This window comes from Azotobacter vinelandii CA, from assembly GCF_000380335.1.
Taxonomy (GTDB): domain Bacteria; phylum Pseudomonadota; class Gammaproteobacteria; order Pseudomonadales; family Pseudomonadaceae; genus Azotobacter; species Azotobacter vinelandii.
The window spans coordinates 2,481,016-2,508,006 of record NC_021149.1; the positions used below are offsets into that span (position 1 = coordinate 2,481,016).

At 66.2% G+C, this 26,991-nt stretch carries 20 protein-coding genes and 1 tRNA gene; 7 read left to right on the forward strand and 14 right to left on the reverse strand.

Annotation, left to right across the window (positions count from 1 at the left end; all coding sequences use genetic code 11):
* The 11 genes from AVCA_RS11320 to AVCA_RS11370 all read right to left on the reverse strand — a co-directional run bounded on the left by AVCA_RS11320 (position 1) and on the right by AVCA_RS11370 (position 17,103).
* Complete coding sequence (locus AVCA_RS11320; protein WP_012701061.1) at positions 1–1,335, reverse strand: zinc-dependent alcohol dehydrogenase; 1,335 nt, start codon at positions 1,333–1,335, stop codon at positions 1–3.
* Between the two features lie 37 nt (positions 1,336–1,372).
* Positions 1,373–1,786, reverse strand: a complete 414-nt coding sequence (locus tag AVCA_RS11325; protein WP_012701062.1) for a CBS domain-containing protein — start codon at positions 1,784–1,786, stop codon at positions 1,373–1,375.
* A gap of 209 nt (positions 1,787–1,995) precedes the next feature.
* The gene (glgX, locus tag AVCA_RS11330) at positions 1,996–4,158 is read right to left on the reverse strand and encodes a glycogen debranching protein GlgX (protein WP_012701063.1); all 2,163 of its coding nucleotides are present in this window, start codon (positions 4,156–4,158) and stop codon (positions 1,996–1,998) included.
* Positions 4,159–4,325: 167 nt separating this feature from the next.
* Positions 4,326–4,610, reverse strand: a complete 285-nt coding sequence (locus AVCA_RS11335) for a DUF2934 domain-containing protein (RefSeq protein ID WP_072432681.1) — start codon at positions 4,608–4,610, stop codon at positions 4,326–4,328.
* A 25-nt stretch (positions 4,611–4,635) separates the two neighbouring features.
* The gene (locus tag AVCA_RS11340; RefSeq protein WP_012701065.1) at positions 4,636–7,389 is read right to left on the reverse strand and encodes a malto-oligosyltrehalose synthase; all 2,754 of its coding nucleotides are present in this window, start codon (positions 7,387–7,389) and stop codon (positions 4,636–4,638) included.
* Positions 7,390–9,465 (reverse strand): 4-alpha-glucanotransferase, encoded by a 2,076-nt coding sequence (gene malQ / locus AVCA_RS11345; protein WP_012701066.1) that lies wholly within the window; start codon positions 9,463–9,465, stop codon positions 7,390–7,392. It lies immediately after the preceding gene.
* Positions 9,452–11,257 carry a malto-oligosyltrehalose trehalohydrolase gene (treZ, locus tag AVCA_RS11350; protein WP_012701067.1) on the reverse strand — a complete coding sequence of 602 codons (1,806 nt, stop codon included), beginning with the start codon at positions 11,255–11,257 and terminating at the stop codon, positions 9,452–9,454. Before treZ ends, malQ begins: the two co-directional genes overlap by 14 nt.
* Positions 11,258–11,271: 14 nt before the next feature.
* Entirely contained in the window at positions 11,272–12,816 is a 1,545-nt protein-coding gene (gene glgA, locus AVCA_RS11355) for a glycogen synthase GlgA (RefSeq protein WP_373860960.1), read from the reverse strand.
* Positions 12,817–13,330: 514 nt separating this feature from the next.
* Entirely contained in the window at positions 13,331–14,554 is a 1,224-nt protein-coding gene (locus AVCA_RS11360) for a CaiB/BaiF CoA transferase family protein (protein ID WP_012701069.1), read from the reverse strand.
* Between the two features lie 36 nt (positions 14,555–14,590).
* Entirely contained in the window at positions 14,591–15,778 is a 1,188-nt protein-coding gene (locus AVCA_RS11365) for an acyl-CoA dehydrogenase (RefSeq protein ID WP_012701070.1), read from the reverse strand.
* Between the two features lie 44 nt (positions 15,779–15,822).
* The gene (locus tag AVCA_RS11370; RefSeq protein ID WP_012701071.1) at positions 15,823–17,103 is read right to left on the reverse strand and encodes an MFS transporter; all 1,281 of its coding nucleotides are present in this window, start codon (positions 17,101–17,103) and stop codon (positions 15,823–15,825) included.
* Between the two features lie 467 nt (positions 17,104–17,570).
* On the opposite strand from AVCA_RS11370, the gene AVCA_RS11375 reads away from it, so the two are divergent.
* A complete protein-coding gene (locus AVCA_RS11375; RefSeq protein WP_012701073.1) occupies positions 17,571–18,485 on the forward strand; it encodes a LysR family transcriptional regulator in 915 nt (304 codons plus the stop codon).
* A gap of 260 nt (positions 18,486–18,745) precedes the next feature.
* Positions 18,746–20,404, forward strand: coding sequence for a SulP family inorganic anion transporter (locus AVCA_RS11380; RefSeq protein WP_175555987.1), 1,659 nt, complete (start codon positions 18,746–18,748; stop codon positions 20,402–20,404).
* Here the strand turns inward: AVCA_RS11380 and AVCA_RS11385 are convergent.
* Positions 20,391–20,579, reverse strand: a complete 189-nt coding sequence (locus tag AVCA_RS11385; protein WP_012701075.1) for a ribbon-helix-helix protein, CopG family — start codon at positions 20,577–20,579, stop codon at positions 20,391–20,393. The genes AVCA_RS11380 and AVCA_RS11385 overlap by 14 nt on opposite strands.
* 232 nt (positions 20,580–20,811) lie before the next feature.
* Between AVCA_RS11385 and galU the strand changes: the two genes are divergently transcribed.
* Positions 20,812–21,651 (forward strand): UTP--glucose-1-phosphate uridylyltransferase GalU, encoded by an 840-nt coding sequence (gene galU, locus AVCA_RS11390; RefSeq protein ID WP_012701076.1) that lies wholly within the window; start codon positions 20,812–20,814, stop codon positions 21,649–21,651.
* Between the two features lie 39 nt (positions 21,652–21,690).
* Here galU and AVCA_RS11395 read toward each other — a convergent pair whose 3' ends face one another.
* Positions 21,691–22,119 carry a VOC family protein gene (locus AVCA_RS11395; RefSeq protein ID WP_012701077.1) on the reverse strand — a complete coding sequence of 143 codons (429 nt, stop codon included), beginning with the start codon at positions 22,117–22,119 and terminating at the stop codon, positions 21,691–21,693.
* 86 nt (positions 22,120–22,205) lie between these two features.
* Between AVCA_RS11395 and gorA the strand changes: the two genes are divergently transcribed.
* Positions 22,206–23,564, forward strand: coding sequence for a glutathione-disulfide reductase (gene gorA / locus AVCA_RS11400; protein WP_012701078.1), 1,359 nt, complete (start codon positions 22,206–22,208; stop codon positions 23,562–23,564).
* Positions 23,565–23,585: 21 nt separating this feature from the next.
* Here gorA and AVCA_RS11405 read toward each other — a convergent pair whose 3' ends face one another.
* Positions 23,586–24,107, reverse strand: a complete 522-nt coding sequence (locus tag AVCA_RS11405; protein ID WP_236616381.1) for a copper chaperone PCu(A)C — start codon at positions 24,105–24,107, stop codon at positions 23,586–23,588.
* Between the two features lie 186 nt (positions 24,108–24,293).
* Between AVCA_RS11405 and AVCA_RS11410 the strand changes: the two genes are divergently transcribed.
* The 3 genes from AVCA_RS11410 to uvrC all read left to right on the forward strand — a co-directional run bounded on the left by AVCA_RS11410 (position 24,294) and on the right by uvrC (position 26,981).
* Positions 24,294–24,383 (forward strand) — tRNA-Ser (locus tag AVCA_RS11410).
* Between the two features lie 130 nt (positions 24,384–24,513).
* Entirely contained in the window at positions 24,514–25,158 is a 645-nt protein-coding gene (gene gacA / locus AVCA_RS11415; RefSeq protein WP_041807185.1) for a response regulator transcription factor GacA, read from the forward strand.
* Entirely contained in the window at positions 25,158–26,981 is a 1,824-nt protein-coding gene (uvrC, locus tag AVCA_RS11420; RefSeq protein ID WP_012701081.1) for an excinuclease ABC subunit UvrC, read from the forward strand. The genes gacA and uvrC overlap by 1 nt, the downstream gene beginning before the upstream one ends.
* Positions 26,982–26,991 lie beyond the last annotated feature (10 nt).

Below are 26,991 nucleotides of genomic sequence, written 5' to 3' on the forward strand. Positions count from 1 at the left end.
TCAGTGTCGTTCCGGTCGCGGGCTGACGGATACCGGATCGCTGGCGGGGAAGGTCTCCTCGATGCCTTCGTCGAGCAACTGGTCCGCGCTCAACACTTCCTCGCTGCCCTCGGTGCCGCCCTGCATCCGCTGCGGCTGAAGCTCGACCTTGATCCAGCCATGCTCGTGCCGATCGAAGGCCCTGATGGCGGCGATGGCGTCGCCCATCGGCTTGATCTGGGTGAGGATCTTCGCCGGATCGATGCGCTTGGCCAGGATCAGCTCGATCAGCTTGGGAATGTATTTGCGGTGATGGCAGTTGCCCATGTTGATGGTCAGGTTCTTTTCCGTCGCCAGGCCGATGGGGAAGCTGTGCGCCTGCGGCGGGTAGACCCCGACGATCGACAGGGTGCCTGCCTTGGCCAGGGCTTCCACTGCCCATTCCAGGGCCTGGCTGGGCGCGTCGCCCGGTTGCCAGTTGGCGCCGTCGGGGTGGGGCTTCGGCGCCACGGCCGCGACTTCCCGGGCGAAGCGCTCCTCCTCCTCGGGATCGTGGCCATGCTGGAAGGCGTGTTCGTGCCCGGCGTCCACGCCCACCGCATCGATGGCACGGTCGACGCCGATGCCGTCGGTCAGCCGGCGCAGAGTCCGCACCGGGTCCTCGCGCTCGAAGTCGATGGTTTCCGCGCCCTGCTGGCGCGCCATCTGCAAGCGGTCCGGGCAGCGGTCGATGGCGAACACCCGTGCGGCGCCGAGCAGCCTGGCGCTGGCGATGGCGAACTGGCCGACCGGGCCGCAGCCGAACACGGCGACGGTATCGCCGTCGCGGATCTCGGCCATTTTCGCGCCGAAATAGCCGGTGGGGAAAATGTCCGAGAGCAGGATGGCCTGATCGTCGCTGATCTCGCTGGGCAGCTTGACCAGGCCGACGTTGGCGAAGGGAATCCGCGCCTTTTCCGCCTGTAGTCCCTGGAAGGGCCCGGCCTGCGCGGGGCCGCCGTAGAAGGCGGTGCCGGCTTCCTTGCCGTTGGGGTTGGCCACGTCGCACTGGGCGTAGTAGCCGGCGCGGCAGTAGGAGCAGTTGCCGCAGGCGATGGTGGAGGGAATCACCACGCGGTCGCCGATCTGCAGGTTGCGCACTCCCTCGCCCAACTGCTCGACGATGCCGACGCCCTCGTGGCCGAGGATGGTGCCCGGGCGCATGCCGCCGACGCTGCCGCGGATGAAGTGCAGGTCGGTTCCGCAAATGGCCGAGGCGGTCAGGCGGACGATCGCATCGGTCGGCGCTTCGATTTGGGGTTCCGGTACATCGTCCAGGCGGATGTCGCCGATGTCGTGGAAAACTACCGCTTTCATGGGCACCTCCCCGGAAGGCAGTCGGTTGCCGGCGCGATCAGTGCGCCTGGGCCACGCCGTGCAGCACGGTGTCGCTGATCGATGGATTGTTGCAGGCGCTGATGTTGCCCAGCGAAACCACGCCGACCAGGCGTTTCTCGCGGTTCATCACCGGCAGGCGGCGCACATGGATGTCGGCCATGTTCTCGGCGACATGCTGCACGTCCTCGTCGTCGAAGCAGTAACACACGTTGGGCGTCATCACTTCGCGCACCGGGGTATCGCAGCCCCTGTCCCTGGCCACGGCGCGGATGGCGATGTCGCGGTCGGTCAGCATCCCCACCAGGCGGTCGCCTTCGTTGACCAGCAAGGCTCCGCAATCGATTTTCTCCATCATCTCGGCCGCTTCGCGCAGCGTCTGATCGATACGGATGGTCTGTACGTCGCGGGTCATGATGTCTTGGATTTTCATGGTAATGCCTTCCTCTCCGAGTTGATGAAAGCAGGCCTGGGAGTTCCGGCGGCCTACGCCAAAATGTCGACAGGCCCTAATGAACGAGACTCGCTGCAGGGGATGGGGTTCCCGTTTTTTCGCGAGCGGTCCGGGGCTCGCCGGTGCGTTCCGGCGCGCGATGCGATGCTTTGCGGGAAGCGCTCGTCCCGGGCATGTGGCGCTGTGCTTCAGGTGCTCCGTTTGTTGTTGCGCAGCAGTTCGAACAGCAGGAGCGAGCGGCCGGTGACGCCGTACTCGGTGCCGAAGGCGAAGCGCTCTTCCGCCGCCGTCGGCTTGTGGGTGTCGATCAGGCGCCGCCAGCGCCGGCCCTGGGCGACCTCCGGCAGGTGGAAGTTGACCAGGTCGTAGTGGGCGTTCACCACCAGCAGCAGGGTGGCGTCGGAGCCGGCGCGGCGGATGCCGGTCGGCTGGGCGCGGCCGTCGAGCAGCATGCCGAGGCAGCGGTTGTGCTCTTCCTCCCATTGCTCGATGGTCATCTCGGTGCCGGAAGGGTTCAGCCAGGTGACGTCCTTGATACCCAGTTCCTCGTTGAAGGCGCCGACCAGGAAGCGCCCGCGGCGCAACATGGGAAAGCGCAGGCGCAGGCGGATCAGGTGGCGCACGAACGCCTGCAGGGCCCTGGCGTCCTCGTCGAGCCGCCAGTCGACCCAGCCGATCTCGCTGTCCTGGCAGTAGGCGTTGTTGTTGCCGTGCTGGGTGCGGGCGAATTCGTCGCCGGCGACCAGCATCGGCGTGCCCTGGGACAGCAGCAGGGTGGCGAGGAAGTTGCGCATCTGCCGGATGCGCAGTTCGCGGATCTGCGGGTCGTCGGCGGGACCCTCGACGCCGTGGTTCCAGGACAGGTTGTTGTCGGTGCCGTCCTGGTTGTTCTCGTCGTTGGCTTCGTTGTGCTTGTCGTTGTAGGAGACCAGGTCGTTGAGGGTGAAGCCGTCGTGGGCGGTGATGAAGTTGACCGAGGCGAACGGCCGCCGGCCGCGCTGGTTGTAGAGGTCCCCGGAGGCGGTGAGGCGTCTGGCGATATCCGCCAACTGGTTTTCGTCGCCTTTCCAGAAGGCCCGCACGGTGTCGCGGAAGCGGTCGTTCCATTCCGCCCAGCCGGGCGGGAAGCCGCCGACCCGATAGCCGCCCGGTCCGCAGTCCCAGGGCTCGGCGATCAGCTTGGTCTGGCGCAGCACCGGGTCCTGGCGGCAGGCGACCAGGAAACTGTGGCGTTCGTCGAAGCCTTCCGGGCGACGGCCGAGGATGGTCGCCAGGTCGAAGCGGAAGCCGTCCACGTGCATCTCCGTGGCCCAGTAGCGCAGCGAGTCGGTGACCATCTGCAGCACGCAGGGGTGGGAGAGGTCGAGCGTGTTGCCGGTGCCCGAGTCGTTGATGTAGTAGCGCCGGTCGCCCGGTATCAGGCGGTAGTAGGTGGCATTGTCGATGCCGCGCATGGAGAGGGTCGGCCCCAGTTCGTTGCCTTCGGCGGTGTGGTTGTAGACCACGTCGAGGATCACCTCCAGGCCCGCGTGGTGCAGGTGCGCGACCATCTCCTTGAACTCCTGGACCTTGCCGCTGGCCAGGTAGCGCGGGTGCGGGGCGAAGAAGCCGATGGTGTTGTAGCCCCAGTAGTTGGTCATGCCCTTTTCCAGCAGGTGCTGGTCCTGGACGAAGGCATGGACCGGCAGCAGCTCGATCGCCGAGACGCCGAGCTGGAGCAGGTAGTCGAGCACTTCGGCGTTCATCAGGCCGGCGCAGGTGCCGCGCAGCGCCGGCGGCACCGCCGGATGGCGCATGGTGAAGCCGCGCAGGTGGGTCTCGTAGAGGATGGTGTGGTCCCAGGGGGTCTGCATCGGGCGGTCGCGACCCCAAGTGAAGGCCGGGTCGATGACCTTGCTCTTGGGCACGTAGGGGGCGCTGTCGCGCTCATCGAAACTGAAATCGGCGTCCGGGTGGCCGACGGTGTAGCCGAACAGCGACTCGGACCAGCGCAGTTCGCCAACCAGTTGCTTGGCGTAGGGATCGATCAGCAGTTTGTTGGGATTGAAGCGGTGCCCGGCATCCGGCGCGTAGGGGCCGTGCACCCGGTAGCCGTAGACCAGGCCCGGATGGGCGTCCGGCAGGTAGCCGTGCCAGATCTCGTCGGTGTATTCGGGCAGCTCGATGCGCTCCAGTTCGGTGCGCCCGGCCTTGTCGAACAGGCAGAGTTCCACCTTGGTGGCGTGGGCGGAGAACAGCGCGAAGTTGACGCCCAGACCGTCCCAGGTCGCGCCGAGGGGGAAGGGCAGGCCCTCGCGGACGCGCGAGGATGTCTTCACCTGGGCTGTCCTGGTTTTCCTGTGCCGATCCATGCTCGTTTCTCCGACTGCCGGGAGGAGCGGCGGCGCTCCGTTTCGACGGAAGACCGCCGCGCCGCGGGAAGGCTTCCGTGCGAGCGAGCGGGTTGGATGGGGCCGCAAGGGCGCCGCCGGCAGGATCGCCCTGCGCACATCGCGAGCGCATCTCGCTCGGCGGCGATTCAGGACGCCGGGGGCTGCGCGCGCGGTTTTTCCCCAGCGTCGGAAGCCTTGGTCGGGGGAGCGCTTGCGGCGGCCGTTCCGCCCACCGTCGCCACGGCCCTGGCGGCGCTCTTGCGCGGCGCGGCCGGCTTGTGCGTGCGGGGTTTCGGCATGGCGGCCTGCGATTCGGCTTCGGCCAGCTCGCGGGCCATCTGCCAGTGGCGCTCCTGCCGACCCTCGGGACAGCCCTCGGACTGCCAGATCTGGTAGGCCAGTTCGCGGATATGTTGCTCGTCGCTCGTCATGCCATCGCACTCCTTGTCATTGTATTCATGCGCCATGGAAGAGGCCGACCGGGAAGGTCGCCAGGGCTTCTCCCACGAACAGTTCGCTCTTTCCGCGCGGGACCGTCTCGCCGGAAAGGACGCCCCGCAGCGCGGGGATCTCGGGGAGCAGCACGCGGGTATCCGTCCAGCGCGCCGGTTCGATCGCGGGCCGTTCGGCCTCGCCGAGCAGGTCGCCGGCCAGGCGCGGCGCCAGTATCAGCGCCCATTGTCCGGCGTGCCGCCGGGCGAAGGCCAGCAGCCGCGCACGCTGCTCGCCGACCACTTTCAGCGGCAGGTAGTCGCCGGCGGAGAACAGCGCCGGACAGCGTGCGCGCAGGGCCAGGGTACGGGCGATGAGGGCCTGCTTGAGGCGCCCGTCGCGCCAGTGGCCGATGAGTTCGGCGGGCTCCCGGCCCTGGGCCAGGGCCTGGCGGCGGGCGGCGAAATCCACCGGCCGGCGGTTGTCCGGGTCGACCAGGCTGAAATCCCAGAATTCGTTGCCCTGGTAGAGGTCGGGCACGCCGGGCACGGTCATCCGCAGCAGGGTCTGGGCCAGGCTGTTGAGGGCGCCGGCCGGGGCGATGGCGGCGGCCGCGGCGGCGATCTCCTCGCGCAGCCGGACGCCCACGGGATTTTCCAGCAGGTCGTCGAGAAAGGCGCGGCAGGCCGCCTCGTAGGGAGCGTTGGGCGCGCTCCAAGCGCTGTTCAGCTTGGCCTCGCGCAAGGCCTTCTCCTGCCACTGGCGCAGCCGTCCGGCATAGGCGCGCATGCCCGCCTCGTCGTCCGGCGCCAGGTCCGGCGGCCAACTGCCGAGCAGGGTCTGGTAGAGCATCAGCTCGTCGACCGGAAGCGGTGCCGGACCGTCGCCATGGCTGCGGCGCAGCGGCTGGGCCAGCAGCAGCCAGCGCTGCAGTCGCTCTCCGTACCAGCCGGCGCGTTCGCTGAGCACGGCCAGGCGCGCGCGGCTGTCTTCGCCGCGCTTGTGATCGTGGGTGGCGCTGGCCAGCAGGCTGTCGGGAAAGCGTTCGCGCCGGCGCAGGCAGGCGGTGTGGAAGTCTTCCGGCGGGGCGGCGAAGCATTGGCTGTCGAAACCGACGTCGTTGCGCGAGAGCAGCACGCCCGAGCGGTAGAGGGCGGTGTCCTCCACCGCCTTGGCGGCGGTCGGCGCGGTGACCTGCTGGAAGCGCACGCAGGCGTGGCGGCGCGCCTTGCGCCGTGGTCCCGGCGGCAGGCGGCGCCAGGGCTCGCCGCCGAGCCAGCGATCCAGGTGGGCGAGCAGCGGCCAGTCGGCTTCGTCGAGACCGTCGCGGGCGCCTTCCAGGGCCTGGCGGAAGAAGGGCTCGTCCTGGGCGGGACGGCCGCAGGCGCCGATGTAGGTGCGGTACACGGGAAAGTGGACGATCAGTTCGAGCAGTGCCCGGCGGATCTGGCCGAAGGTGATGTCGCGGGTCATCAGGTCGCCGCGCGCCACCTGCAGCAGCGCCTGGGCGGCGCTTTCGAAGTCGCCGGCCAGGGTTCCGGTGAGCACCAGCCGGCGGGCCTGGCGCACTTCTTCGAGAAAGTCGGCGGGGCGCCCGCCGAGGCTGTGCCAGAGCACGCGCAGCGGTCCTGCTCCGTCGGGGGCGTGCTGCAGCAGGGACACCTGGTTCATGAATTCGTAGCCGGTGGTGCCGTCCACCAGCCAGTCGCCATGCAGTTCCTCGCCCTGGCCGAGGATCTTTTCCACGTAGATCGGCCGCCGCCGGCCCCGGCCGAGCCGTTCCAGGCGGCGGCGCAGGCGCCGGCAGTAGCCGTGCGGGTCGGCCAGGCCGTCGATGTGGTCGATGCGCAGGCCGTCGATCAGGCCTTCCTCGAACAACTGGAAGATCTTCGCGTGGGTGGCCTCGAAGACCCGTGGGCGTTCCACGCGCAGGCCGCCGAGTTCGTTGATGTCGAAGAAGCGCCGCCAGTTGATGTCGTCCGCCGCGGTGCGCCAACTGGCCAGCCGGTAGAACTGCCGTTCGAACAGGGCGTGCAGGCGTGCGAAGCCTTGCGGCTGGCGCGCGTCGTAGGCGGCGAGCAGGGCCTCGATGGCGATGCGCACCGCGGGCCGGGCGGCCAGTCGCGACAGCCTGGCCTTCAGCTCGGCGGCTCGCCGGTAGCCCCCTTCGCCGGCGAGGGCATCGAACTGCGCGGCCAGTTCCCGCAGCGCCGGGTGGTCGCTGGCGCCCAGCAGTTCGCCGTAGCTCGGCGGGCCGATGGGGAAGCGGTGTTCATGGTGACTGGCGTAAAAGACGCCGGCCTGTGCGTCGAAGCGCAGGGGGATTTCGCCGCCCTGCAGGACCTCGCCGTAGTCGCTGCGCAGGAAGGGCACCAGCAACTGGCCTTCCAGCAGCGGGTCAGGGGAGTTCCACTGGATGTCGAAGAAAGCGGCGTAGGGGCTGCGCCGGCCCCACTCCAGCACGTCGAGCCACCAGGGGTTGCCGGCGCCGCCGACCGCCATGTGGTTGGAGACGATATCCAGGATCAGCCCCATGCCGTGGCTGCGCAGGGCTTCGACCAGGCGCCGCAGGGCCGGCTCGCCCCCCAGTTCGGGGTTGATCCGGGTCGGGTCGATGACATCGTAGCCGTGCCGCGAGCCGGGGCGCGCGGTGAGCAGCGGCGAGGCGTACAGGTGGCTGATGCCGAGGTCGGCGAAGTAGTCGACCAGCGGCACGGCGTCGTCGAGGGTGAAGTCGCTGTGAAATTGCAGGCGCAGGGTGGCGCGCGGGCCGCTCATTCAACTTCTCCCGCCGGGCGTCCCGCGCGCTTCCTTGAGCAGGCACAGGCGTCGCGCCGGAGCCGCGTCGTCGAGCAGCCCGTCGCTTTCCACCGGCAGGCGGCGGCGCCAGTTCGGGTGGCCGTCGATGGTGCCGGGCAGGTTGGCCTGTTCGTCGAGACCCAGGGCATCTTCCATGGGCAGCAGGACCAGCGGCGCCGGCGTCGCGCCGAGGAAACGCACGCAGGCGTCGATCAGCCCGTCGCTGTCCAGGGGCTCGTCGAGCGCCGGGCCGCCGCTGTCGGCGAGGGCCTCGCGCAGCGCCAGGCGTTCGCGCCGGCGGGTCCGGCGGGCCGCTTCGCTGGCTTCGGCATCGGCCAGCCGCAGGCGCTCGCGCCAGTCGATGTCGCGCTCCCGCCACCAGCCGGCGAGGGTGGGCAGGTCGTGAGTGGTGCTGGTCGCCAGGGCGTCGCCGGGCCATTGCCGCGGTCGCGCGAAGCGTCCATCGTCGTCCTGTTCGAAGAGCAGCACGCGCATGCCGAGGATGCCGCGCTCGGCGAGCAGCGGACGGAAGCCTTCCGGGACGGTGCCGAGGTCCTCGCCGAGGATCGCCGCTCCGTGTCGCCAGGATTCCAGCGCCAGCAGGCGCATCAGGTCTTCCTGCGGGTAGTGCAGGTAGGCGCCGTCGCGCTGCTCGGCGCCCGGCGGGATCAGCCAGAGGCGCCGGAGGCCCATCACGTGGTCGATGCGGATGCCGCCGGCATGGGCCAGGTTGGCGCGGAGCATCTCGATGAAGGCATGGAAACCGTGCTGGCGCAGACCCCAGGGCGAAAAGGCGGAGACTCCCCAGCTCTGTCCGGAGCGGTTGAGGATGTCCGGCGGTGCGCCGACGGTCAGGCTCGGCAGGAGTTCGGCCTGGCGGCTCCAGGCCTGGCTGCCGCCGCCGTCGGCGCCGACCGCCAGGTCGGCGATCAGGCCGATCGGCATGCCGGCGCTGCGCGCGGCATGCTGGGTGCGCTCCAGGCCGCGGACGATCAGCCACTGGGCGAAGGCGTGGAAGGTGATCTCGTCCTCGTATTCGCGGGCGAAGCCGGCCACCGCGGCGCTGCCAGGGCAGCGCAGGGCCGGGTCCCAGCGTCGCCAGTCGTACAGTCCATGGTGGCGGACGTGGTAGGCGTGCAGCGCCTCGAAGCGGCAGTGGTTGTCCAGGGCCTCGCCGCCGTTGCGCCGGAAGCTGGCGAAGTCCTGTTCGAGCGGATTGCCGCCCTGGCGGAATTCCGCGTGCAACAGGCGCAGCAGGCGCAGCTTGGCGTCGGCGGCGGCCGGCCAGTCGATCAGCTCCAGTCGCTCCAGGCGTTGCCATTCGTCGGCCAGGCCGCCGGCTTCGAGCGCGGTGCGCACTTCGCGCTCGCCGAGGATGCTGCCGGGGGCGCTGTGCAGCACGTTGTAGAACAGCCGGCTGGACGGCGAATAGGGACTGAAGCGCTGGGTGTCGGCGCTGAACATGGCATGCAGCGGGCTGATGGCGATACCCGCCGCGCCCTCCCTGGCCGCCCGATGCACCAGGTTTTCCAGGGCCTGGGTGTCGCCGATGCCGCCGTCGCCCTGGCGACGCAGGGAATAGAGCTGCACCGCGAGTCCCCAGAGCCGCGGCGAAGGGTGGCCGCTCAGTGCGTCCAGGCCGATGCAGCGCGGCGGAGCGACGGCCAGGGTCAGCGACTGTGCGCCGATCGCCAGGCGGTGATAGCCGGGCTGCTCGATCGGCGGCAGGCGGGCCTGTTCGTCGAGCCGTCCGCTGTGGCGCCGGCCGTCCTCCAGGGTCAGTTCGAAGGTGCTGCCGGGCTCGAAATGGCCGGACAGGTCGAGGGATTGCCCGCGCTCCAGGGTGAGCAGCGGCGGCAGTTCGCCGCTCATCCGGCGCAACTGCTCGAGGCTGTCCGCGATCTGGCCGCCGCTGTCGGCCGGCAATTCCAGCTCGGCCAGCACCCGGCGCAGGACTTCCGGCGTGACCTTCCGTGGCCGTCCTTCCGCGTCTATCCAGTCGACCGCTATCCCGGCGGCGGCGGCCAGGGTGCGGAGGCGCTCATCGTTGCTCATCCGGGGTTACCAGGTAGACACGGGCCATCCGGGCGGGAAGCCTGCCCAGATGCTCGTGGAATTCCTCCATGTCTTGGCTGGCGAACAGCAGCCGGCCGTGCTTGTAGTGCTCCGGCAGCGGTACGGCCTGGGCACCGAGGTTCAGTTCGATGCGCAGGACGCTGCCGTCGCCCAGCAGCCAGCGCGTCACCACGGCCTCGGCGCCCAGCACTTCGCTGCCCAGCGCCCGGCTGCCGGGCAGGCGCGGGATGATCTCGCGGCGGCGCAGGCCCAGCAGGTGATGGTAGAGGGCGCGCCATTCGGCGTGCTTGGGGTCGAGGCAGCACTGGAAGTCCGGCTGCGAGGCGGCGAAGGTCTTTTCGTCGTTGGGGTCGGGAATCCGTTCGCAGAGGGACATGTCCCGGAACGGCTCGAACTGGCAGAACTCCCGGCGCCGGCCCTCTCGAACCGCCTGGGCCAGTTCCTCGCTCTGGTGGCCGGTGAAGTACAGGAAGGGGCGGTGCGTGCCCCATTCCTCGCCCATGAACAGTAGCGGCACCATCGGCGAGAGCAGCAGCAGGGCGGTCGCCGCGCGCAGGGCGTCGCAGTTGGCGAGGCTGACCAGGCGCTCGCCGAAGGCCCGGTTGCCGACCTGGTCGTGGTTCTGCAGGAACAGGATGAAGGCGCTGGGCGGCAGGTGGGCACTGGGTTCGCCGCAGGGGCCCGGCTGCCCCTGGCGGGCGATCTGGCCCTGGAAGATCAGCCCTTCGTTCAGGCAGAGGGCGAGCTTTTCCGCGGCGCCCTGGCAATAGTCGGCGTAATAGCCTTGCTGTTCGCCGGTGAGCAGGGTGTGCAGGACGTTGTGGCCGTCGTCGTTCCATTGCGCCACGTAACCGCCCTCGCCGAGCAGGCCGGTCTGGTTCTTCTCGTTCTCCAGCATCAGGTGCACGTGACGGCCGGGTTCGATCGCGGCGTGCACCCGCTGCGCCAGCTCGGTGAGGAAGTCGCGTTCGCTGATGGCGTGCACGGCATCCAGGCGCAGGCCGTCGAAGCGGTATTCCTGCAGCCACATCAGGGCGTTGTCGATGAAGAAGTCGCGCACCGGCTGCTGGCGGAAGTCGATGGCGTCGCCCCAGAGCGTCTTCTCGTCGTGGCGGAAGAAGGCCCCGGCATAGCGGCCGAGCTGGTTGCCCTCCGGACCGAAGTGGTTGTAGACGACATCCAGGAAGACCATCAGGCCGTGGCCGTGGGCGGTGTCGATCAGGTGCTTGAGGTCGTCGGGCGAGCCGTAGACGGATTCCGGGGCGAAGGGCAGTACGCCGTCGTAGCCCCAGTTGCGGGTGCCGGGGAATTCGCCGATGGGCATCAGTTCGATGGCGGTGACGCCCAGCTCGGCCAGTTCGGCCAGTTGCGCCTCGACCCCGTGGAAGCCGCCGAGCAGGCCGGCGTGCAGTTCGTAGATCACCGTCTCGTGCCAGGGACGGCCGCGCCAGTGGGGATGGCGCCATTGGTAGGAGCCGGGATCGACCACTATGCTGGGGCCGTGCAGGCCGACGACCTGGGAGCGCGAGGCCGGGTCCGGCACGCTGATTTCGTCGTCGATCCGGAAGCGGTACTGGGTGCCGGCGCCGAAGGGAACTTCGAGCACGAACCAGCCGCCCTGTTCCCGCCTCATGGGCTGCCGACCGTCGCAGAGGATTTCCAGGTCGACGCGCTCGGCGTCGGGGGCCCAGAGAGTGAAGCGGGTGTTGTGCGCGTCGATCAGGTGCGCGCCGAAACGTCGCTGGTCATGGTTGGAAATTGACATTGACATGGATAGGTCTCCGTTCATGCCTCGCCATGCCGGCCTTCCAGAAGCTGCCGGTAGAGCTGCAGGTAGGGGTCTATGGTCTGCCGCCAGAAACAGGGCGCGGTCATCGCGCGGCAGCGCATGGCGTGGAGAAGGTGCGGCGTGGCGAACACCCGGAAGGCCCGCAGCACGGCTTCGCGGTAGCTTTCCAGGCTGGCTTCCTCGAACAGGAAACCGGTCACGCCATCCTCGATGGTGTCGGCCAGTCCGCCGGTCCGGCGCGCGACGGGCAGCGAACCGAAACGCTGGGCGTACATCTGGCTGAGGCCGCAGGGCTCGTAGCGCGAGGGCATCAGGAGGAAGTCGGCGCCGGCGAACATGCGTCGCGCGGTGGTTTCGTCGAAGCCGATGTCCACGCCTACCCGGCCGGGAAAACGTTCGGCCAGTCGCCGCATGCTGTCTTCCAGCTCGGGTTCGCCACGCCCCATGACGGCCAGTTGGCCGCCCCGTTCGACCAGGGTGTCGGCGAGGGCCTGGGTCAGGTCCAGGCCCTTTTGCCGGACCAGGCGGGAAACCACCACGAACAGCGGGCCCGCGCAGGCTTCGAGGGCGAACCGGCGGCGCACGTACTCGGCGTGCACGGCCTTGCCGGCGCAGTCGCCGGCGCTGAAGTTGCACAACAGGTGCGGGTCGGTTTCCGCTTCCCAGCTTTCGTCGATGCCGTTGGGAATGCCGCTCAGAAGGCCCCGCTCGGCCTTTTCCCGGAGGAAGCCTTCCAGGCCGCAGCCGAAGTCCGGGGTGGTGATTTCCCGGGCGTAGGTGGCGCTCACCGTGGTGACGCGGTCGGCGTAGGCGATGCCGGCCTTGAGGAAGGACAACTGGCCATGGAATTCCATGCGCTCCATGCGCAGCGCTTCCTCCGGGATGGCCAGTTCCGCGCGGCATTCCGGCCGCCACAGGCCTTGGTAGGCGAGGTTGTGGATGGTGAAGACGCAGGGAGTGCCTTGGCCGCGCCAGCGCAGGTAGGCTGGCGCGAGTCCCGCTGGCCAGTCGTGGGCGTGGATCAGTTCGGGACGCCAACTGACGCCGGCGCTGCCGGCGGCGAAGTCGGCGGCGGCGAGCCCCAGACGAGCGAAGCGGATATGGTTGTCCGGCCAGTCCCGATTGCGCTCGTCGCCATAGGGGGTGCCTTCGCGCTCGTAGAGTTCGGGACTGACGAGGACATAGACGATCAGGCCGTCGTCCAGGTCGATGCGGCCGACCCGGCAGCGGGGCAAGGCGGCATGCCCGGCGAGACTGCCGACCAGGCGGATGGGGTGGCCGCTGTGCATGACCTGGCGGTAGCCGGGCAACAGCACGCGGACATCGTGATGGAGACGCAGTGCCCGGGGCAGGGCGGCGGAAACTTCTCCCAGTCCGCCGGTCTTGATCAGATCGGAGAGTTCGGAGGTGACGAAGAGGATTTTCTTCTTGCTTTCGTTTTCCTGGACGGTGCGGATCTGCGGGGCGGGCCGGCTCGTTCCGGGCCGCATGTTCCGATCCTGGGGCTCGATACGCTGGGCCTGTACAGCGGCTTTGCTCATGGTCATCCTCCAGTCGAATCTTCCTTGCCGGACCTCTCGTTCCTCTCTTTGGGCAAGAGGTTTCCAAAAGGCCCGCTAAGCCAGCAGTCATCGGTGAGTCTTTGGGCCTTGCGGCCGCGCAGCCCTCCTGGTGCGATGGCTTCCCTGTTGTGTCGTTGCCTCGAGAGGATGGCCGAAGGCGCTCGGCAGAGCCTTCGCGGGGCCTTTCGAGGCCATGACCGCCCGGCGAGCGTCGGCGGCTCGCCATTCATGAAGTGTGGACGCCGATCGGCGAAAGAACCTCGACCGTTGATCGAATGGCTTCGCCACGGGAGTCCTCACGGCCGCGAGGGCGAACTGGCGCCGGGCCGTGACTGGACAAGTGTGGCTCAGAAATGGGTTTTCGCCAGTTCGCTGTCGGGATCGACGCTGGCGCCAGGCCTGCCGGCCCGGACTCCCCGCGGTTCTCGGCCGCTCCGGGGCGCGGCGATGCGGGCCGAATCCGCTTGCGCGCCCGCGGCTTTTCCGTGGGGCGTCAGACGATGCCCTGACGACGCAGTTGCTCGATGCGTTGCTCGGAAAGTCCCAGGACATCGCGCAGCACCTCGCTGGTGTGCTCCCCCAGTTGCGGCGGGGCGCGGCGGTAAGTCACCGGGCTGCCGGACAGCCGGATCGGACTGGCGACCTGGGGGATCGGGCCGAGCCCCGGGTGCGGCAGGCTCAGTTGCATTTCCCTGGCTTTCACCTGCGGATCGGCGAAGACGCCGGCCAGATCGTTGATCGGCCCGCAGGGAATGGCCTTCGCCTCCAGGGCCCGGACCCATGCCGAGGTTTCGCGCGTCACGGTGATGCGCCGCAGCAGCGGAATGAGCGCCGCGCGGTTGCGGACCCGCTCCGCATTGGTCGCGAAGCGAGGATCTTCCGCCAGCTCCGCTTGTCCGGCTTCCGCGCAGAAGCGGGCGAACTGGGCGTCGTTGCCGATCGCCAGGATCATGTAGCCATCGGCGGTCGGGAAATCCTCGTAGGGCACGATGCTGGGATGAGCGTTGCCCAGCCGTTTCGGTGACTGTCCCGTGGTGCAGTAATTCAGCGCCTGGTTGGCCAGGCAGGCCACCTGGACATCGAGCAGGGAAACGTCGATGTACTGTCCTTCGCCGGTCTTTTCCCGGTGTACCAGCGCTGCCAGGATCGCGCTGGTCGCGTACAGGCCGGTCAGGACGTCGGTGAGCGCCACGCCGACCTTCATGGGACCGGCGCCTTCCCGGCCGTCGGGCAGGCCGGTCAGGCTCATCAGGCCGCCCAGACCCTGGATCAGGAAGTCGTAGCCGGCCCGGTTGGCGTAGGGGCCAGTCTGGCCGAAGCCGGTGATCGAGCTGTAGACGAGGCGAGGGTTGATGGCCTTGAGCGCCGCATAATCCAGGCCGTACTGCTGGAGACCGCCAACCTTGAAGTTCTCCAGCAACACGTCGGATCTGCCCGCCAGCTCGCGGATCAGCGCCTGTCCTTCCGGTTTGGCCATGTCCAGCGTGATGGACCTTTTGTTGCGGTTCGCGCTGAGAAAATAAGCGGCGGTGTCGGTATCCCGCCCCGTTTCGTCCTTGAGAAAGGGCGGGCCCCAGCTCCGGGTATCGTCGCCGACACCCGGGCGTTCGACCTTGATGACTTCCGCGCCCAGGTCGCCGAGGATCTGGCTGGCCCAGGGACCGGCCAGAATCCGGGAAAGGTCGAGGACGCGGATGTGGGATAAAGCGCCGGTCATGTTTTCGCCTGTGCCGTTGAGGTGGATGGAGTCGGCCTAGTTGGCGAAGGCCGCGATATCGGTGATGGCGCGCCCGAGAATCAGCGCGTGGATATCGTGGGTGCCTTCGTAGGTGTTGACCACCTCCAGGTTGACCAGATGGCGGGCCACGCCGAATTCGTCGGAAATCCCGTTGCCGCCCAGCATGTCCCGCGCCATCCGGGCGATGTCCAGGGACTTGCCGCAGGAGTTGCGCTTGATGATCGAGGTCGCCTCGACCGGTGCGTTGCCTTCGTCCTTCAGGCGGCCGACCCGCAGACAGGCCTGCAGGCCGAGGGCGATCTCGGTGAGCATGTCCGCGAGTTTTTTCTGGATCAACTGGTTGGCCGCCAGCGGGCGTCCGAACTGGGCTCTGTCCAGGGTGTACTGGCGGGCTGTCTCGTAGCAGAACTCGGCGGCGCCCAGCGCGCCCCAGGCGATGCCGTAGCGGGCGGAGTTGAGGCAGGTGAAGGGCCCTTTCAGACCGCTCACTTCGGGGAACATGTTCTCTTCCGGGACGAACACTTCGTCCATGACGATTTCCCCGGTGATCGACGCCCGCAGGCCGACCTTGCCGTGGATCGCCGGCGCGGAAAGCCCCTGCCAGCCCTTTTCCAGGATGAAGCCGCGAATCCTGCCGTCGTCGGTCTTGGCCCAGACCACGAAGACATCGGCGATCGGACTGTTGGTGATCCAGGTCTTCGAGCCGGACAACCGGTATCCGCCGTCGGCCTTGCGCGCCCGCGTCGCCATGCCGCCCGGATCGGAGCCGAAATTCGGCTCGGTCAGGCCGAAGCAGCCGACCCATTCGCCGCTGGCCAGCCTGGGCAGGTATTTTTCCTTCTGGGCCTGTGTGGCGAATTCGTTGATGGGCAGCATGACCAGGGACGATTGAACGCTCATCATCGAACGATAGCCCGAGTCGACCCGCTCGACCTCGCGGGCGATCAGGCCGTAGCAGACATGGTTCATGCCGGCGCCGCCGTAGGCTTCGGGTATGGTCGCTCCCAGCAGCCCCAACTCGCCCATCTCGGCGAAGATCTCCCGGTCGGTACGCTCCTGCCGAAAGGCTTCCTGAATCCGGGGAGCCAGTTTTTCCTGGCAATAGGCCCGGGCGGCGTCGCGAACCATGCGCTCGGTTTCCGTCAGTTGCTGGTCGAGCATCAGGGGGTCGAAGCAGTCGAAACGGACTTTTGCATCGCTCATGGGAATGTCCTCTCTTGTTTTCTCGGCGTGTTTGTCTTGGCTTGTCATGCGTGTCCGGCGTCCATCCGCGAGGTCGCCTTGGTGTCTTTCATGCACAGGGCGACGATCAGGGATACCGCGGCACAGGCGCTGACGTAGTAGTAGAACCAGCTCTCGTGGCCGATGCTTTTCAGCCACAGGGCGATGTATTCGGCGGTTCCGCCGAACAACGATACGGTCACCGCGAAGGGGAAGCCGACGCCAAGGGCACGGATATGGACCGGAAACAGTTCCGCCTTGAAGATGGCGTTGATGGAGGTATAGCCCGTGGTGATGAGCAGCGCGGCGATATACCAGAGCAGCGTGACCCCCATGCTCTGCTTGACGGCCAGGGCACTGAGAATGGGCACGGTGAACAGGGTGGCCAGCGCACCGAAGGCGATCAGCATCAGGCGTCGGCCGACATAATCGGAAAGCAGGCCGACGATCGGCTGGATGACCATGAAAACCAGCAGGGCCAGCGAGGAAATGAGCGTGGCGTCATCCTTGCTGAAGCCCGTGGTATTCACGAGGTACTTCTGCATGTAAGTGGTGAACGTGTAGAAGGACAGCGTTCCGCCGGCCGTCAGGGCGACCACGATGCCGACTTCCCGCGGATGCCGGGCCAGCTCGCGAAGATTGCTCTTTCTGGCGGAGCCCGAGCGGTGGTCGTTGAAGGAGTCGGTTTCCTGCATGTTGCGGCGCAGCCAGATGGCCAGCGCCGCGATACCGGAGCCGATCAGAAAGGGGATTCGCCAGCCCCAGTCGTGAAGCTGTTCGGAGGTCAGGACGAAACGCTGGAGAACGATCAACAGGCCGAGCGCGAGCAATTGCCCGAGAATGATCGTGACGTATTGGAAACTCGAGTAGAACCCGCGCCGGTTCGGGGTGGCCATCTCGCTGAGATAGGTCGCCGAACTGCCATATTCCCCGCCCAGGCTGATGCCCTGCAACAGCCGCGCGACCAGGAGCAACACGGGCGCCAGCACGCCTATCTCGTCATAGCCGGGCAGGCAGGCGATGATCAGCGAACCCAGGCACATCAGGGCGACCGACAGCAGCAAGGCCGCTTTGCGTCCTCTGCGGTCGGCATAACTTCCCAGCAGCCAGCCACCCAGCGGCCGCACCAGAAAACCGAGGGCGAAGATCCCGGCCGTGTTCATCAGTTGCGCCGTTTGGTCGCCGGCGGGAAAGAACTTCGGCGCGAAGTAGAAAGAAAAGGCTGCATAAACATACCAATCGAAATACTCCACGAGATTGCCGACCGAACCGGAAAAGATCGATCTCAGGCGCCTGCTGAATGTCATGGAGTGAAGCCGGTCTTTCTCGGCCGATATCTTGCCGGGCGCAACGATCGCGCTATCTGTATTCATGATGTCCCCTGTATTTATTTTTAAATTTATCCAACGTGCAGGACGGAGAAACTGCAACTTCCAATATTCACGGTCATGTGAACATGAACGAATGCTAGGGGGCGTATGGAGCGCTCACAAACCATGTTTTCGCACATGCTCGTGCAAAAAACTCACTTCGAATCATCGGCTTTTCGAGGCCGCCCGGAGAGCGGTCGTGGATGCGTTCGCTCCCGGGGGCGTGCCCGCAGTAAGCCGCGCCGCTTGCACACGCATCGGGCCTGGGACGCACTCGTGCACCGATGGCGTCGCACGCCCGGTGGAGTACGCTTCGTCATTGGTCCACACTTCCCATGGTTTTTGATTTTGCACTTGGCCCTGGTGCCCGGTGCTCGATACGCGATGCCCATGGAACAATCGATATGCGTCGAAAAATACCAAGTACAACGACCCTGATAGCTTTCGATTCCGCCGCCCGTCACGAGAGCTTTACCAAAGCGGCGAAAGAACTTTCATTGACCCAGGGAGCTGTCTGTCGACAGATCGGCGGGCTGGAGGAGTTTCTCGGCGTCAAGCTGTTCCGGCGTACGCGGCGCGGGGTGGAAATTACCGAGGCCGGTCGCATTTACAGCCGGCAGATCGCGAATCAGCTCGATGCCATGGAGCGGGATACGCTTTCCCTGATGGCGCACCAGGGGCGGAGCCGTACCATCGAGCTCGCCGTCATGCCGACGTTCGCGATGTGCTGGCTGATTCCCCGCTTGAAGTCTTTTTACGATGCCAATCCCGAAGTACGCATAAATCTGACCACCCAGACCCGCCCGTTCCTGTTCGACCAGACCGAGTTCGATGCCGCGCTCTATCATGGTCTGGCCGGATGGCCCGGTACCGAAGCCTTTTTCCTGATGCGCGAGGAGGCCGTTCCCGTATGCAGCCCGCGCCTTCTCGCCGGGCGCCGCAACCTGACGCCGGAAGAAATCGCCGCAATGCCTTTGCTCCAGCAGACGACGAGGCCCTATGCCTGGCGGAGCTGGTTCGCCTCGTTGGGCATGAGCGTTGCCGGCAGCATGGGCGGGATGCGTCTGGAACTGTTCACCATGCTGGCGAAAGCGGCCGCCCAGGACATGGGCGTCGCGCTGATGCCGCCCATGCTGATCGAGGCGGAACTGGCGTCGGGACAACTCGTGGTAGCCATGAACCATTGTGCGCTCAGCGACAGCGCCTATTTTCTGATCCTGCCCGAAGCGAAAGTGGAGGACCCGACGCTACTGGCCTTCCGTGATTGGCTGGAAAAGGAAGCGCATGGCTACACCCCGCCGGCGGTCGGGCTCGAATGAGTTCCAGTCGGGGCACGCATCGCACTGCTCCGGCCTGGTCGTGTTCGTCGGCCGGGAAAAGGCTGCCCGACTGGAAGGACACGAAGCGCTTTCCAACGGGACGGATCGCGAATCGTATGGGGTGAGGGGCCGCGTTTTCGGCCGGTGGGGTTCCGACTTGCCGGTGTCTTTCTGGCAGGAAGGATGGCATGGGACGGGGACTTCGTCATTAACATCACATGTTAATATAATGTGCATGTTCCGGTTCCGGGAGGATCATGATGATCGCAATACGTGAGGCATGGCAGGCCGGTCTGCTGCGCCGGGAGCACTGGCTGCGCAACCTGGTCGCCGGCGTCATCGTCGGTGTCGTGGCGCTGCCGCTGGCCATGGCCTTCGGCATCGCCTCCGGGGTGAAGCCGGAGCAGGGCATCTATACCGCCATCGTCGGCGGCCTGCTGGTTTCCCTGTTCGGCGGCAGCCGGCTGCAGATCGCCGGTCCGACCGGCGCCTTCATCGTCATCCTGGCCGGGGTGACCGCCGAGCACGGGGTCGATGGCCTGCAGATCGCGACTCTGATGGCCGGCGGCATTCTCCTGCTGCTCGGTGTCGGCCGCCTGGGGACGGTCATCAAGTACATTCCGGACCCGGTCATCGTCGGTTTCACGGCCGGCATCGGGGTGATCATCTGGGTCAGCCAGTGGAAGGATTTCTTCGGACTGCCGGCAGTGGCGGGCACGCATTTCCACGAGAAATTCTGGCACCTGCTGCAGTCGCTGCCGCAACTGCACCTGCCGACCACGCTGCTGGCCCTGGCCAGCCTGGCGCTGGTCATCTTCGCACCGCGCCTGCGAATGCTGCGGCGCGTTCCCGGTCCGCTGATCGCGATGGTCGCCGCCACCGTCATCCAGTCGTTCTTCCGGTTCGACGGAGTGGCCACCATCGGCAGCGCTTTCGGCGGCATTCCCCAGGGATTGCCGCAGCTCGGGCTGCCGGAGATCACTCCGTCGCGGCTGATCGAACTGATCGGCCCGGCCTTCGCCATCGCCATGCTCGGCGCCATCGAATCGCTGCTCTCCGCCGTGGTCGCCGACGGCATGGGCGGAACCAAGCACGACTCCAACCAGGAATTGATCGGTCAGGGCATCGCCAACCTGGCCACGCCGCTGTTCGGCGGCTTCGCCGCCACCGGAGCGATCGCCCGTACCGCGACCAACATCCGCAACGGCGGCAACAGTCCCCTGGCCGGCATCGTCCATGCGCTCGTGCTGGTGCTGATCCTGCTGTTCCTGGCGCCGCTGGCGGCGAACATTCCGCTGGCCGCGCTGGCCGCCATCCTCTTCGTGGTGGCCTGGAACATGAGCGAGCTGAAGCACTTCAAGCGCATGCTGCGGCGGGCGCCCAGGGCGGACGTCGGCATTCTGCTGATCACCTTCGGGTTGACGGTGTTCAGCGATCTGGTGATCGCGGTGAACATCGGCGTGATCCTGGCCATGCTGCAGTTCATGCGCCGCATGGCCTCTTCGGTGGCCGTGCGGCAGCAGCTCGAACGGGATCTGGAGCCGGAACTGCTCGGCAACGGGCATAGCCGGCTGCCCGACGGGGTACTGGTCTATACCGTGGAGGGGCCGCTGTTCTTCGGCGCGGCGGAAACCTTCGAGCGTGCGCTGGCCAGTACCCATACCGATCCGCGCCTGTTGATCATTCGCCTGAAGCGGGTACCTTTCATGGATATCACCGGTCTACAGACGCTGGAGGAAGTCATCCGGCAACTGGAAAGACGCAGGATCCGGGTCAAGCTCTGCGAAGCGAGCCCACGGGTGCATGGCAAGCTGGAGCGGGCGGGAATACTGGAGTTGATCGGTGCACGCGATTATCACGCGAGCTTCGCCGAGGCCCTGTCCGCCAGCGAGGAAAAGGCGGAGGTCACGGCTTCCTGACGGCGGGGACCCGGGTCTGCGTGGCGTAGGTGACGCCATGGGCTTCCAGGTAGTCGCGGATCAACTGGCGGACTACCTGGGAGGGCGTCTGGTCCTGGGCGGCACAGAGCTCCTCGAAGGCCTTCTTCTTGACCGGATCGATGAGTACGGTGAGGCGCGCAGTCTTGCTTTCCATGGAAGAACCCGTCGTGATCTTTGCAAAATGTCGTTATATTCTAATCAAATCCCGTATACCCCATCTACCGGGGGCATGCTGCCGGCGAACCCCTGTCCGTTCGTATGGTCTTGATTCCCATGGCATCCGGCATGCCTGGGCACATGCCTCTCCGGTAGGATAGCGGGCGTGGCGCTGGCTCACTCCGGACGCCCGATCAGATTTGCCGTCATTTGCGTTCTTAAGGACTCCCATGATCAAGAAATGCCTGTTTCCCGCCGCCGGTTACGGTACCCGCTTCCTGCCCGCCACCAAGGCGATGCCCAAGGAAATGCTGCCGATCGTGAACAAGCCGCTGATCCAGTACGGGGTCGAGGAAGCGCTGGATGCCGGCCTGACGCAGGTCGCGATGGTCACCGGCCGTGGAAAACGCGCACTCGAAGACCACTTCGACATCAGCTATGAACTCGAACATCAGATCCGCGACACCGACAAGGAAAAATACCTGATCGGCATTCGCCGGCTGATCGACTCCTGCACCTTCTCCTATACCCGCCAGGTCGAGATGAAGGGCCTCGGCCATGCGATTCTCTGCGGCCGTCCGCTGATCGGCGACGAGCCTTTCGCCGTGGTGCTGGCCGACGACCTGTGCATCAACCTCGAGGGCGACGGTGTACTGACCCAGATGGTCAAGCTGTACAACCAGTTCCGCTGCTCGATCGTGGCGATCCAGGAAGTGCCGCCGGAAGAAACTTCCAAGTACGGGGTCATCGCCGGGGAGATGATCCGCGACGATATCTACCGGGTCAGCTCCATGGTGGAGAAGCCGAAGCCGGAAGACGCCCCTTCGAATCTGGCGATCATCGGCCGTTACATCCTGACGCCGGACATCTTCGAACTGATCGAGCAGACCGAGCCCGGCAAGGGTGGCGAGATCCAGATCACCGACGCGCTGATGAAGCAGGCCAAGGACGGATGCGTGATGGCCTACAAGTTCAAGGGCAAGCGCTTCGACTGCGGTGGCGCCGAGGGATACATCGAGGCCACCAATTTCTGCTTCGAGAACCTGTACAAGCTCGGCAAGGCCTACTGATGCCGGGTATCTGAACGAGGGGCCGCCCGCCGGCGGCCCTCATGGCCGGGGTGGCGACAGGTTTTCCGATCCCGGTCCAAGCGGCTGGCCGTGGCTGAATTCGACGTAGTTGCCGGCCGGGTCGCGCAGACCGCAGTAATAGCCGACCGGGTAGGGTTCGTCCCGCGGCTCCCAGATTAGGCAGCCTGTGGTCCGGGCCTCGGCCGCGATGGCATCGACCTGCTCGCGGCTTTCCAGGGCGAAGCCGAAATGGCTGTAGTCGTTCTCCGCCAGGTTGCGCAAGTGGCCGCCCGGCATCAGCACGAAGACGAATTCGTGTTCGCGGCCCGGTTCGGCCATCCAGACGATACGGGCGCCTTTGCCGGTCCGCTCGTGAAACACCCGCATGCCGCAGAAGCGGCGGTAGAACTCCACGCAGGCCTCCAGGTCCGGGACGTGCAGGGCGAGATGGGTGAGCGTGGGGCGCATGCCGATCTCCTCGCGATACTTGTGCAGAACGGCCGGATATCCGGCGCATGGGGTATTCTGCCCGTTCGTTGAAGGGAGAACGATGCATGGCCTACGATTTCGATCTGTTTGTCATCGGCGCCGGTTCCGGCGGCGTACGGGCGGCCCGTTTCGCCGCCGGTTTCGGCGCCCGGGTGGCGGTGGCCGAAAGTCGCTACCTGGGGGGGACCTGCGTGAACGTCGGCTGCGTGCCGAAGAAGCTCCTGGTCTATGGCGCGCACTATGCCGAGGACTTCGAGCAGGCGCGCGGCTACGGCTGGAGCTTGGGCGAGGCGCGTTTCGACTGGGCCGGCCTGGTCGCCAACAAGGATCGCGAGATCCAGCGCCTGAACGGCATCTATCGCAAGCTGCTGACGGACAGCGGCGTCACTCTGCTGGAGGGGCATGCGCGGCTGACCGATGCGCATGGCGTGGAGGTGAACGGGCAGCGCTACAGCGCCGAGCACATCCTCGTCGCCACCGGCGGCTGGCCCGTGGTGCCGGATATTCCGGGGCGGGAGCACGCCATCACTTCCAATGAGGCCTTCCATCTGCCGGCATGCCCGGAACGGGTGCTGGTGGTGGGCGGGGGCTATATCGCGGTGGAGTTCGCCTCGATCTTCCACGGGCTGGGGGCCAAGACCAGCCTGCTGTACCGCGGCGAACTGTTCCTGCGCGGCTTCGACGCGGCGGTCCGCGAGCACCTGCGCGACGAGATGCTCAAGCGGGGACTGGACCTGCAGTTCAACGCCGATATCGCCCGCATCGATCGCCAGGCCGACGGCAGCCTGCGGGCCACCCTGCGGGATGGGCGCAGCCTGGAGAGCGACTGCGTTTTCTATGCCACCGGGCGCCGGCCGATGCTGGATGACCTGGGGCTTGAGGAGATCGGGGTCGAACTGGACGAGCGGGGCTACATCCGGGTCGACGAGCTGTACCGCAGCAGCCAGCCTTCCATCCTGGCCATCGGCGATGTCACCGGCAACGTCCAGCTCACGCCGGTGGCCCTGGCCGAGGGCATGGCGGTCGCCCGCCGCCTGTTCAGGCCCGAGCAGTACCGACCGGTCGACTATCGCCTGATTCCGACGGCGGTGTTCAGCCTGCCGAACATCGGTACCGTGGGGCTGACCGAGGAGCAGGCGCGCAAGGCCGGATATCGGGTGAAGATCTTCGAAAGCCGCTTCCGGCCCATGAAACTGACCATGACCGACAGCCAGGAGCGCAGCCTGATGAAGCTGGTGGTGGATGCCGCTTCCGAGCGGGTGCTGGGCTGCCACATGGTCGGCCCCGAGGCCGGCGAGATTCTCCAGGGGCTCGCCGTGGCGCTCAAGGCGGGCGCCACCAAGCAGGTGTTCGACGAGACGCTGGGCATTCACCCGACGGCGGCGGAGGAGTTCGTCACCATGCGCATCCCCGTGGACCGGTGACGGGGCGCCGCGCAGCCTGAGTCAGTGGTGCTCGTGCCCTGCGCTGACGGGAGCATCGCTGCGGACTTCGACCTCGATCTCGACCTTGCCGGCCTTCTCGAACTCCAGGGTCAGGGGAAAGCGCTCGCCGGCCGCGAGCGGTCGTTTCGGCTTGAAGATCATGATGTGATGCCCGCCGGGGGTGAGTTTCACTTCCGCGCCGGCGGGAACCTCGATCGAGTCGATGTGTTGCATGCGCATGACTTCGCCCGTCCTGAGATGGGTGTGCAATTCGGTTTTCGCCGCATTCGGAGTATCGGCGCCCGTCAGGCGATCTGCCATCCGGCCACCGTTCTTCACGGTGAAATAGACGGCACCGGCCGGCGCATTCGGCGGCAATGCCCGCGACCAAGGGGTATCGATTTGCAATTCGCCTACCCGGTACTCCGTGGCGAGAACCGCGCTGCAAGAGAAGACGAGCAGGGAAGTGGACAGAAGGCGGGCGAACATCAGGCAACTCTCCGCAAGGACGAGATCGGAAAACTTAGCATGCCGGGTCGGCATGTAGTATCCATCTCCGATTCTTTTCATCATCATTGTTATTCTTTAGCGAGTTGACCGGCGTTTGCCGGGCACAAAATGAAAATTCGGGCTATTTCATATTCATTGCCCGGTTATCCGGAGATCACCTGAAAACAACTGTTTGACACTCGAAGGTGATCCGGTAAGAATTGCCGTCCGCACTTACGCGGAGGTGTGGCCGAGTGGTTTAAGGCAGCGGTCTTGAAAACCGCCGAAGGGGAGACTCTTCCGTGAGTTCGAATCTCACCGCCTCCGCCACCTACTGGTCGAGTCGACCGGCTTGCCCACCTCGCAGGTGGCTGGCCGATTCTCCTGACAGTTCGGCCCCGGCCGAACGCATTCCAGGCAGGTCGCTCGTAGTCTGTGCCGACACGAAACGAGGTGTCTGTTGATTAGGGTGCTTGTGGTCGATGATCACGATCTGGTCCGCGCTGGCATCACCCGGATGCTGGCCGATATCGACGGCCTGCAGGTCGTCGGACAAGGCAGCTCCGGCGAAGAGGCCCTGAAGAAGGCGCGCGATCTCAAGCCCGATGTGATCCTGATGGATGTCAAGATGCCCGGCATCGGCGGCCTCGAGGCGACTCGCAAGCTGCAGCGCAGCAATCCCGACATCAAGGTGATCGCGGTGACGGTGTGCGAGGAGGACCCGTTCCCCACGCGTCTCATGCAGGCCGGGGCGGCTGGCTACCTGACCAAGGGCGCGGCTCTCGACGAGATGGTCCAGGCCATTCGCCAAGTCTTCGCCGGGCATCGCTATATCAGCCCGCAAATCGCCCAGCAACTGGCCCTGAAGGCCTTCCAGCCGCAGCAGAGCGGTTCTCCCTTCGATCTGCTCTCCGAGCGGGAGATCCAGATCGCCCTGATGATCGCCAATTGCGAGAAGGTGCAGAGCATTTCCGACAAGCTCTGTCTCTCGCCGAAGACCGTGAACACCTACCGCTACCGCATCTTCGAGAAACTTTCCATCAACAGCGACGTGGAGCTGGCGCTATTGGCCGTGCGACACGGCATGGTCGACGCATCCAGCTGATGGGGAATGCCTTCGACGGTGCGGCTTTTCTGGCTCACTGCAGCAGTCATCCCGGCGTCTACCGGATGCTGGATGCGAAAGGCGAGCTGCTCTACGTCGGGAAGGCCAAGAATCTCAGGAAACGCTTGTCCAGCTATTTCCGCACGAGCGGGCTGGCACCGAAGACGGCTGCCTTGGTGGCGCGGATAGCCCAAGTCGAAACCACCATCACCGCCAACGAGACCGAGGCGCTGCTGCTCGAGCAGACCCTGATCAAGGAGTGGCGACCGCCGTACAACATCCTGCTGCGCGACGACAAGTCCTATCCCTATGTGTTCCTGTCCGATGGCGCCTTTCCCCGGCTCGGTATCCACAGGGGAGCCAAGCAGCGGAAGGGACGCTATTTCGGTCCTTATCCCAGTGCCGGTTCAATACGCGAAAGCCTGGGTCTTCTGCAGAAGGCCTTTCAGGTCCGCCAGTGCGAGGACAGCTACTTCAGAAACCGGACGCGTCCCTGCCTGCAGCATCAGATCAGGCGCTGCAAGGCTCCCTGCGTCGGCCTGGTCGAGCCGGCCGAATATGCCGAGGATGTACGTCATTCGGTGATGTTTCTCGAAGGGCGCAGCAACGCCCTGGCCGAGGAGCTTTCCGCCGCCATGGAGCGGGCGGCTGTCCACCTGGATTTCGAGCGCGCCGCCGAGCTGCGTGACCAGATCGCTCTGCTGCGCCGGGTCCAGGATCAGCAGAGCATGGAGGGGGGCAGCGGCGACGTGGACGTGCTGGCTGCCGTGGTCAAGCCCGGTGGCGCCTGCGTCCATCTGATCAGCGTGCGTGGGGGGCGCGTGCTGGGCAGCAAGAACTTCTTCCCGCAGGTGGGGATCGAGGAGGAGGTGGGGGATGTCCTGGCAGCCTTTCTCGGCCAGTACTACCTGGCCAACCCGGAGCGCGATCTACCCGGCGAAATCATCGTCAATGCCACGCACGAAGACTTCCCTGCGCTCGTCCTGGCCTTGACGGAGCAGCGGAGCCGCGAGCTGCACATTCGCCATCGGGTGCGCGCCACGCGGGCGCGCTGGCAGCAGTTGGCGATTGCCAATGCGGAGCAGGCGCTGTCCGCGCGGCTGGCCCATCGTCAGCATCTGGCGGCTCGTTTCGAGGCCCTGGCCGAAGCGCTTGACCTGGATGCTCCGCCCCTGCGCATGGAGTGCTTCGATATCAGCCATTCGAGTGGCGAGGCGACCGTCGCCTCCTGCGTGGTATTCGGACCCGAAGGCGCCCTGAAGGGCGAGTATCGTCGCTACAACATCGAGGGCGTCACCGCCGGCGATGATTACGCCGCCATGCAGCAAGCGTTGACTCGCCGTTTCGGCAAGTTGCGGGAAGGCGAGGGCAAGCTTCCCGACATTCTCCTGGTGGACGGCGGCAAGGGACAACTGGCGATCGCGCAGGAGGTTTTGCGGGAACTGGCGGTACCGGACCTGATCCTGCTCGGTGTGGCCAAGGGCGTCACCCGTAAGCCCGGTCTGGAAACCCTTTATCTGAACGATGCCGTCCACGAATTCACATTGCCGGCCGATTCGCCGGCCCTGCATCTGATCCAGCAGATCCGCGATGAGGCCCACCGTTTCGCCATCACCGGGCACCGGGCACGGCGGGGCAAGGCACGGCGTACCTCCAGTCTGGAGGAGGTCGCCGGGGTGGGGCCGAAGCGCCGGCGCGAACTGCTCAAGTTTTTCGGCGGGCTCCAGGAGCTTTCCCGGGCAAGCATCGATGAAATCGCCAAGGCTCCTGGGATCAGCAAAAAGCTCGCCGATTCGATTTATGCGGCCCTGCACAGCGAGTAGAATGCCCGCT

Coding starts and splice junctions, on each gene's coding strand:
- glgA (WP_373860960.1), bottom strand. CDS start 12,816: ATGAGCAAAGCCGCTGTACAGGCCCAGCGTATCGAGCCCCAGGATCGG.
- AVCA_RS11360 (WP_012701069.1), bottom strand. CDS start 14,554: ATGACCGGCGCTTTATCCCACATCCGCGTCCTCGACCTTTCCCGGATT.
- AVCA_RS11395 (WP_012701077.1), bottom strand. CDS start 22,119: ATGCGCCCCACGCTCACCCATCTCGCCCTGCACGTCCCGGACCTGGAG.
- AVCA_RS11405 (WP_236616381.1), bottom strand. CDS start 24,107: ATGCCGACCCGGCATGCTAAGTTTTCCGATCTCGTCCTTGCGGAGAGT.
- AVCA_RS11320 (WP_012701061.1), bottom strand. CDS start 1,335: ATGAAAGCGGTAGTTTTCCACGACATCGGCGACATCCGCCTGGACGAT.
- galU (WP_012701076.1), top strand. CDS start 20,812: ATGATCAAGAAATGCCTGTTTCCCGCCGCCGGTTACGGTACCCGCTTC.
- AVCA_RS11325 (WP_012701062.1), bottom strand. CDS start 1,786: ATGAAAATCCAAGACATCATGACCCGCGACGTACAGACCATCCGTATC.
- AVCA_RS11370 (WP_012701071.1), bottom strand. CDS start 17,103: ATGACATTCAGCAGGCGCCTGAGATCGATCTTTTCCGGTTCGGTCGGC.
- AVCA_RS11365 (WP_012701070.1), bottom strand. CDS start 15,778: ATGAGCGATGCAAAAGTCCGTTTCGACTGCTTCGACCCCCTGATGCTC.
- malQ (WP_012701066.1), bottom strand. CDS start 9,465: ATGAGCAACGATGAGCGCCTCCGCACCCTGGCCGCCGCCGCCGGGATA.
- AVCA_RS11385 (WP_012701075.1), bottom strand. CDS start 20,579: ATGGAAAGCAAGACTGCGCGCCTCACCGTACTCATCGATCCGGTCAAG.
- uvrC (WP_012701081.1), top strand. CDS start 25,158: ATGGGGAATGCCTTCGACGGTGCGGCTTTTCTGGCTCACTGCAGCAGT.
- AVCA_RS11340 (WP_012701065.1), bottom strand. CDS start 7,389: ATGAGCGGCCCGCGCGCCACCCTGCGCCTGCAATTTCACAGCGACTTC.
- gorA (WP_012701078.1), top strand. CDS start 22,206: ATGGCCTACGATTTCGATCTGTTTGTCATCGGCGCCGGTTCCGGCGGC.
- treZ (WP_012701067.1), bottom strand. CDS start 11,257: ATGTCAATGTCAATTTCCAACCATGACCAGCGACGTTTCGGCGCGCAC.
- AVCA_RS11335 (WP_072432681.1), bottom strand. CDS start 4,610: ATGACGAGCGACGAGCAACATATCCGCGAACTGGCCTACCAGATCTGG.
- AVCA_RS11380 (WP_175555987.1), top strand. CDS start 18,746: ATGATCGCAATACGTGAGGCATGGCAGGCCGGTCTGCTGCGCCGGGAG.
- glgX (WP_012701063.1), bottom strand. CDS start 4,158: ATGGATCGGCACAGGAAAACCAGGACAGCCCAGGTGAAGACATCCTCG.
- AVCA_RS11375 (WP_012701073.1), top strand. CDS start 17,571: ATGCGTCGAAAAATACCAAGTACAACGACCCTGATAGCTTTCGATTCC.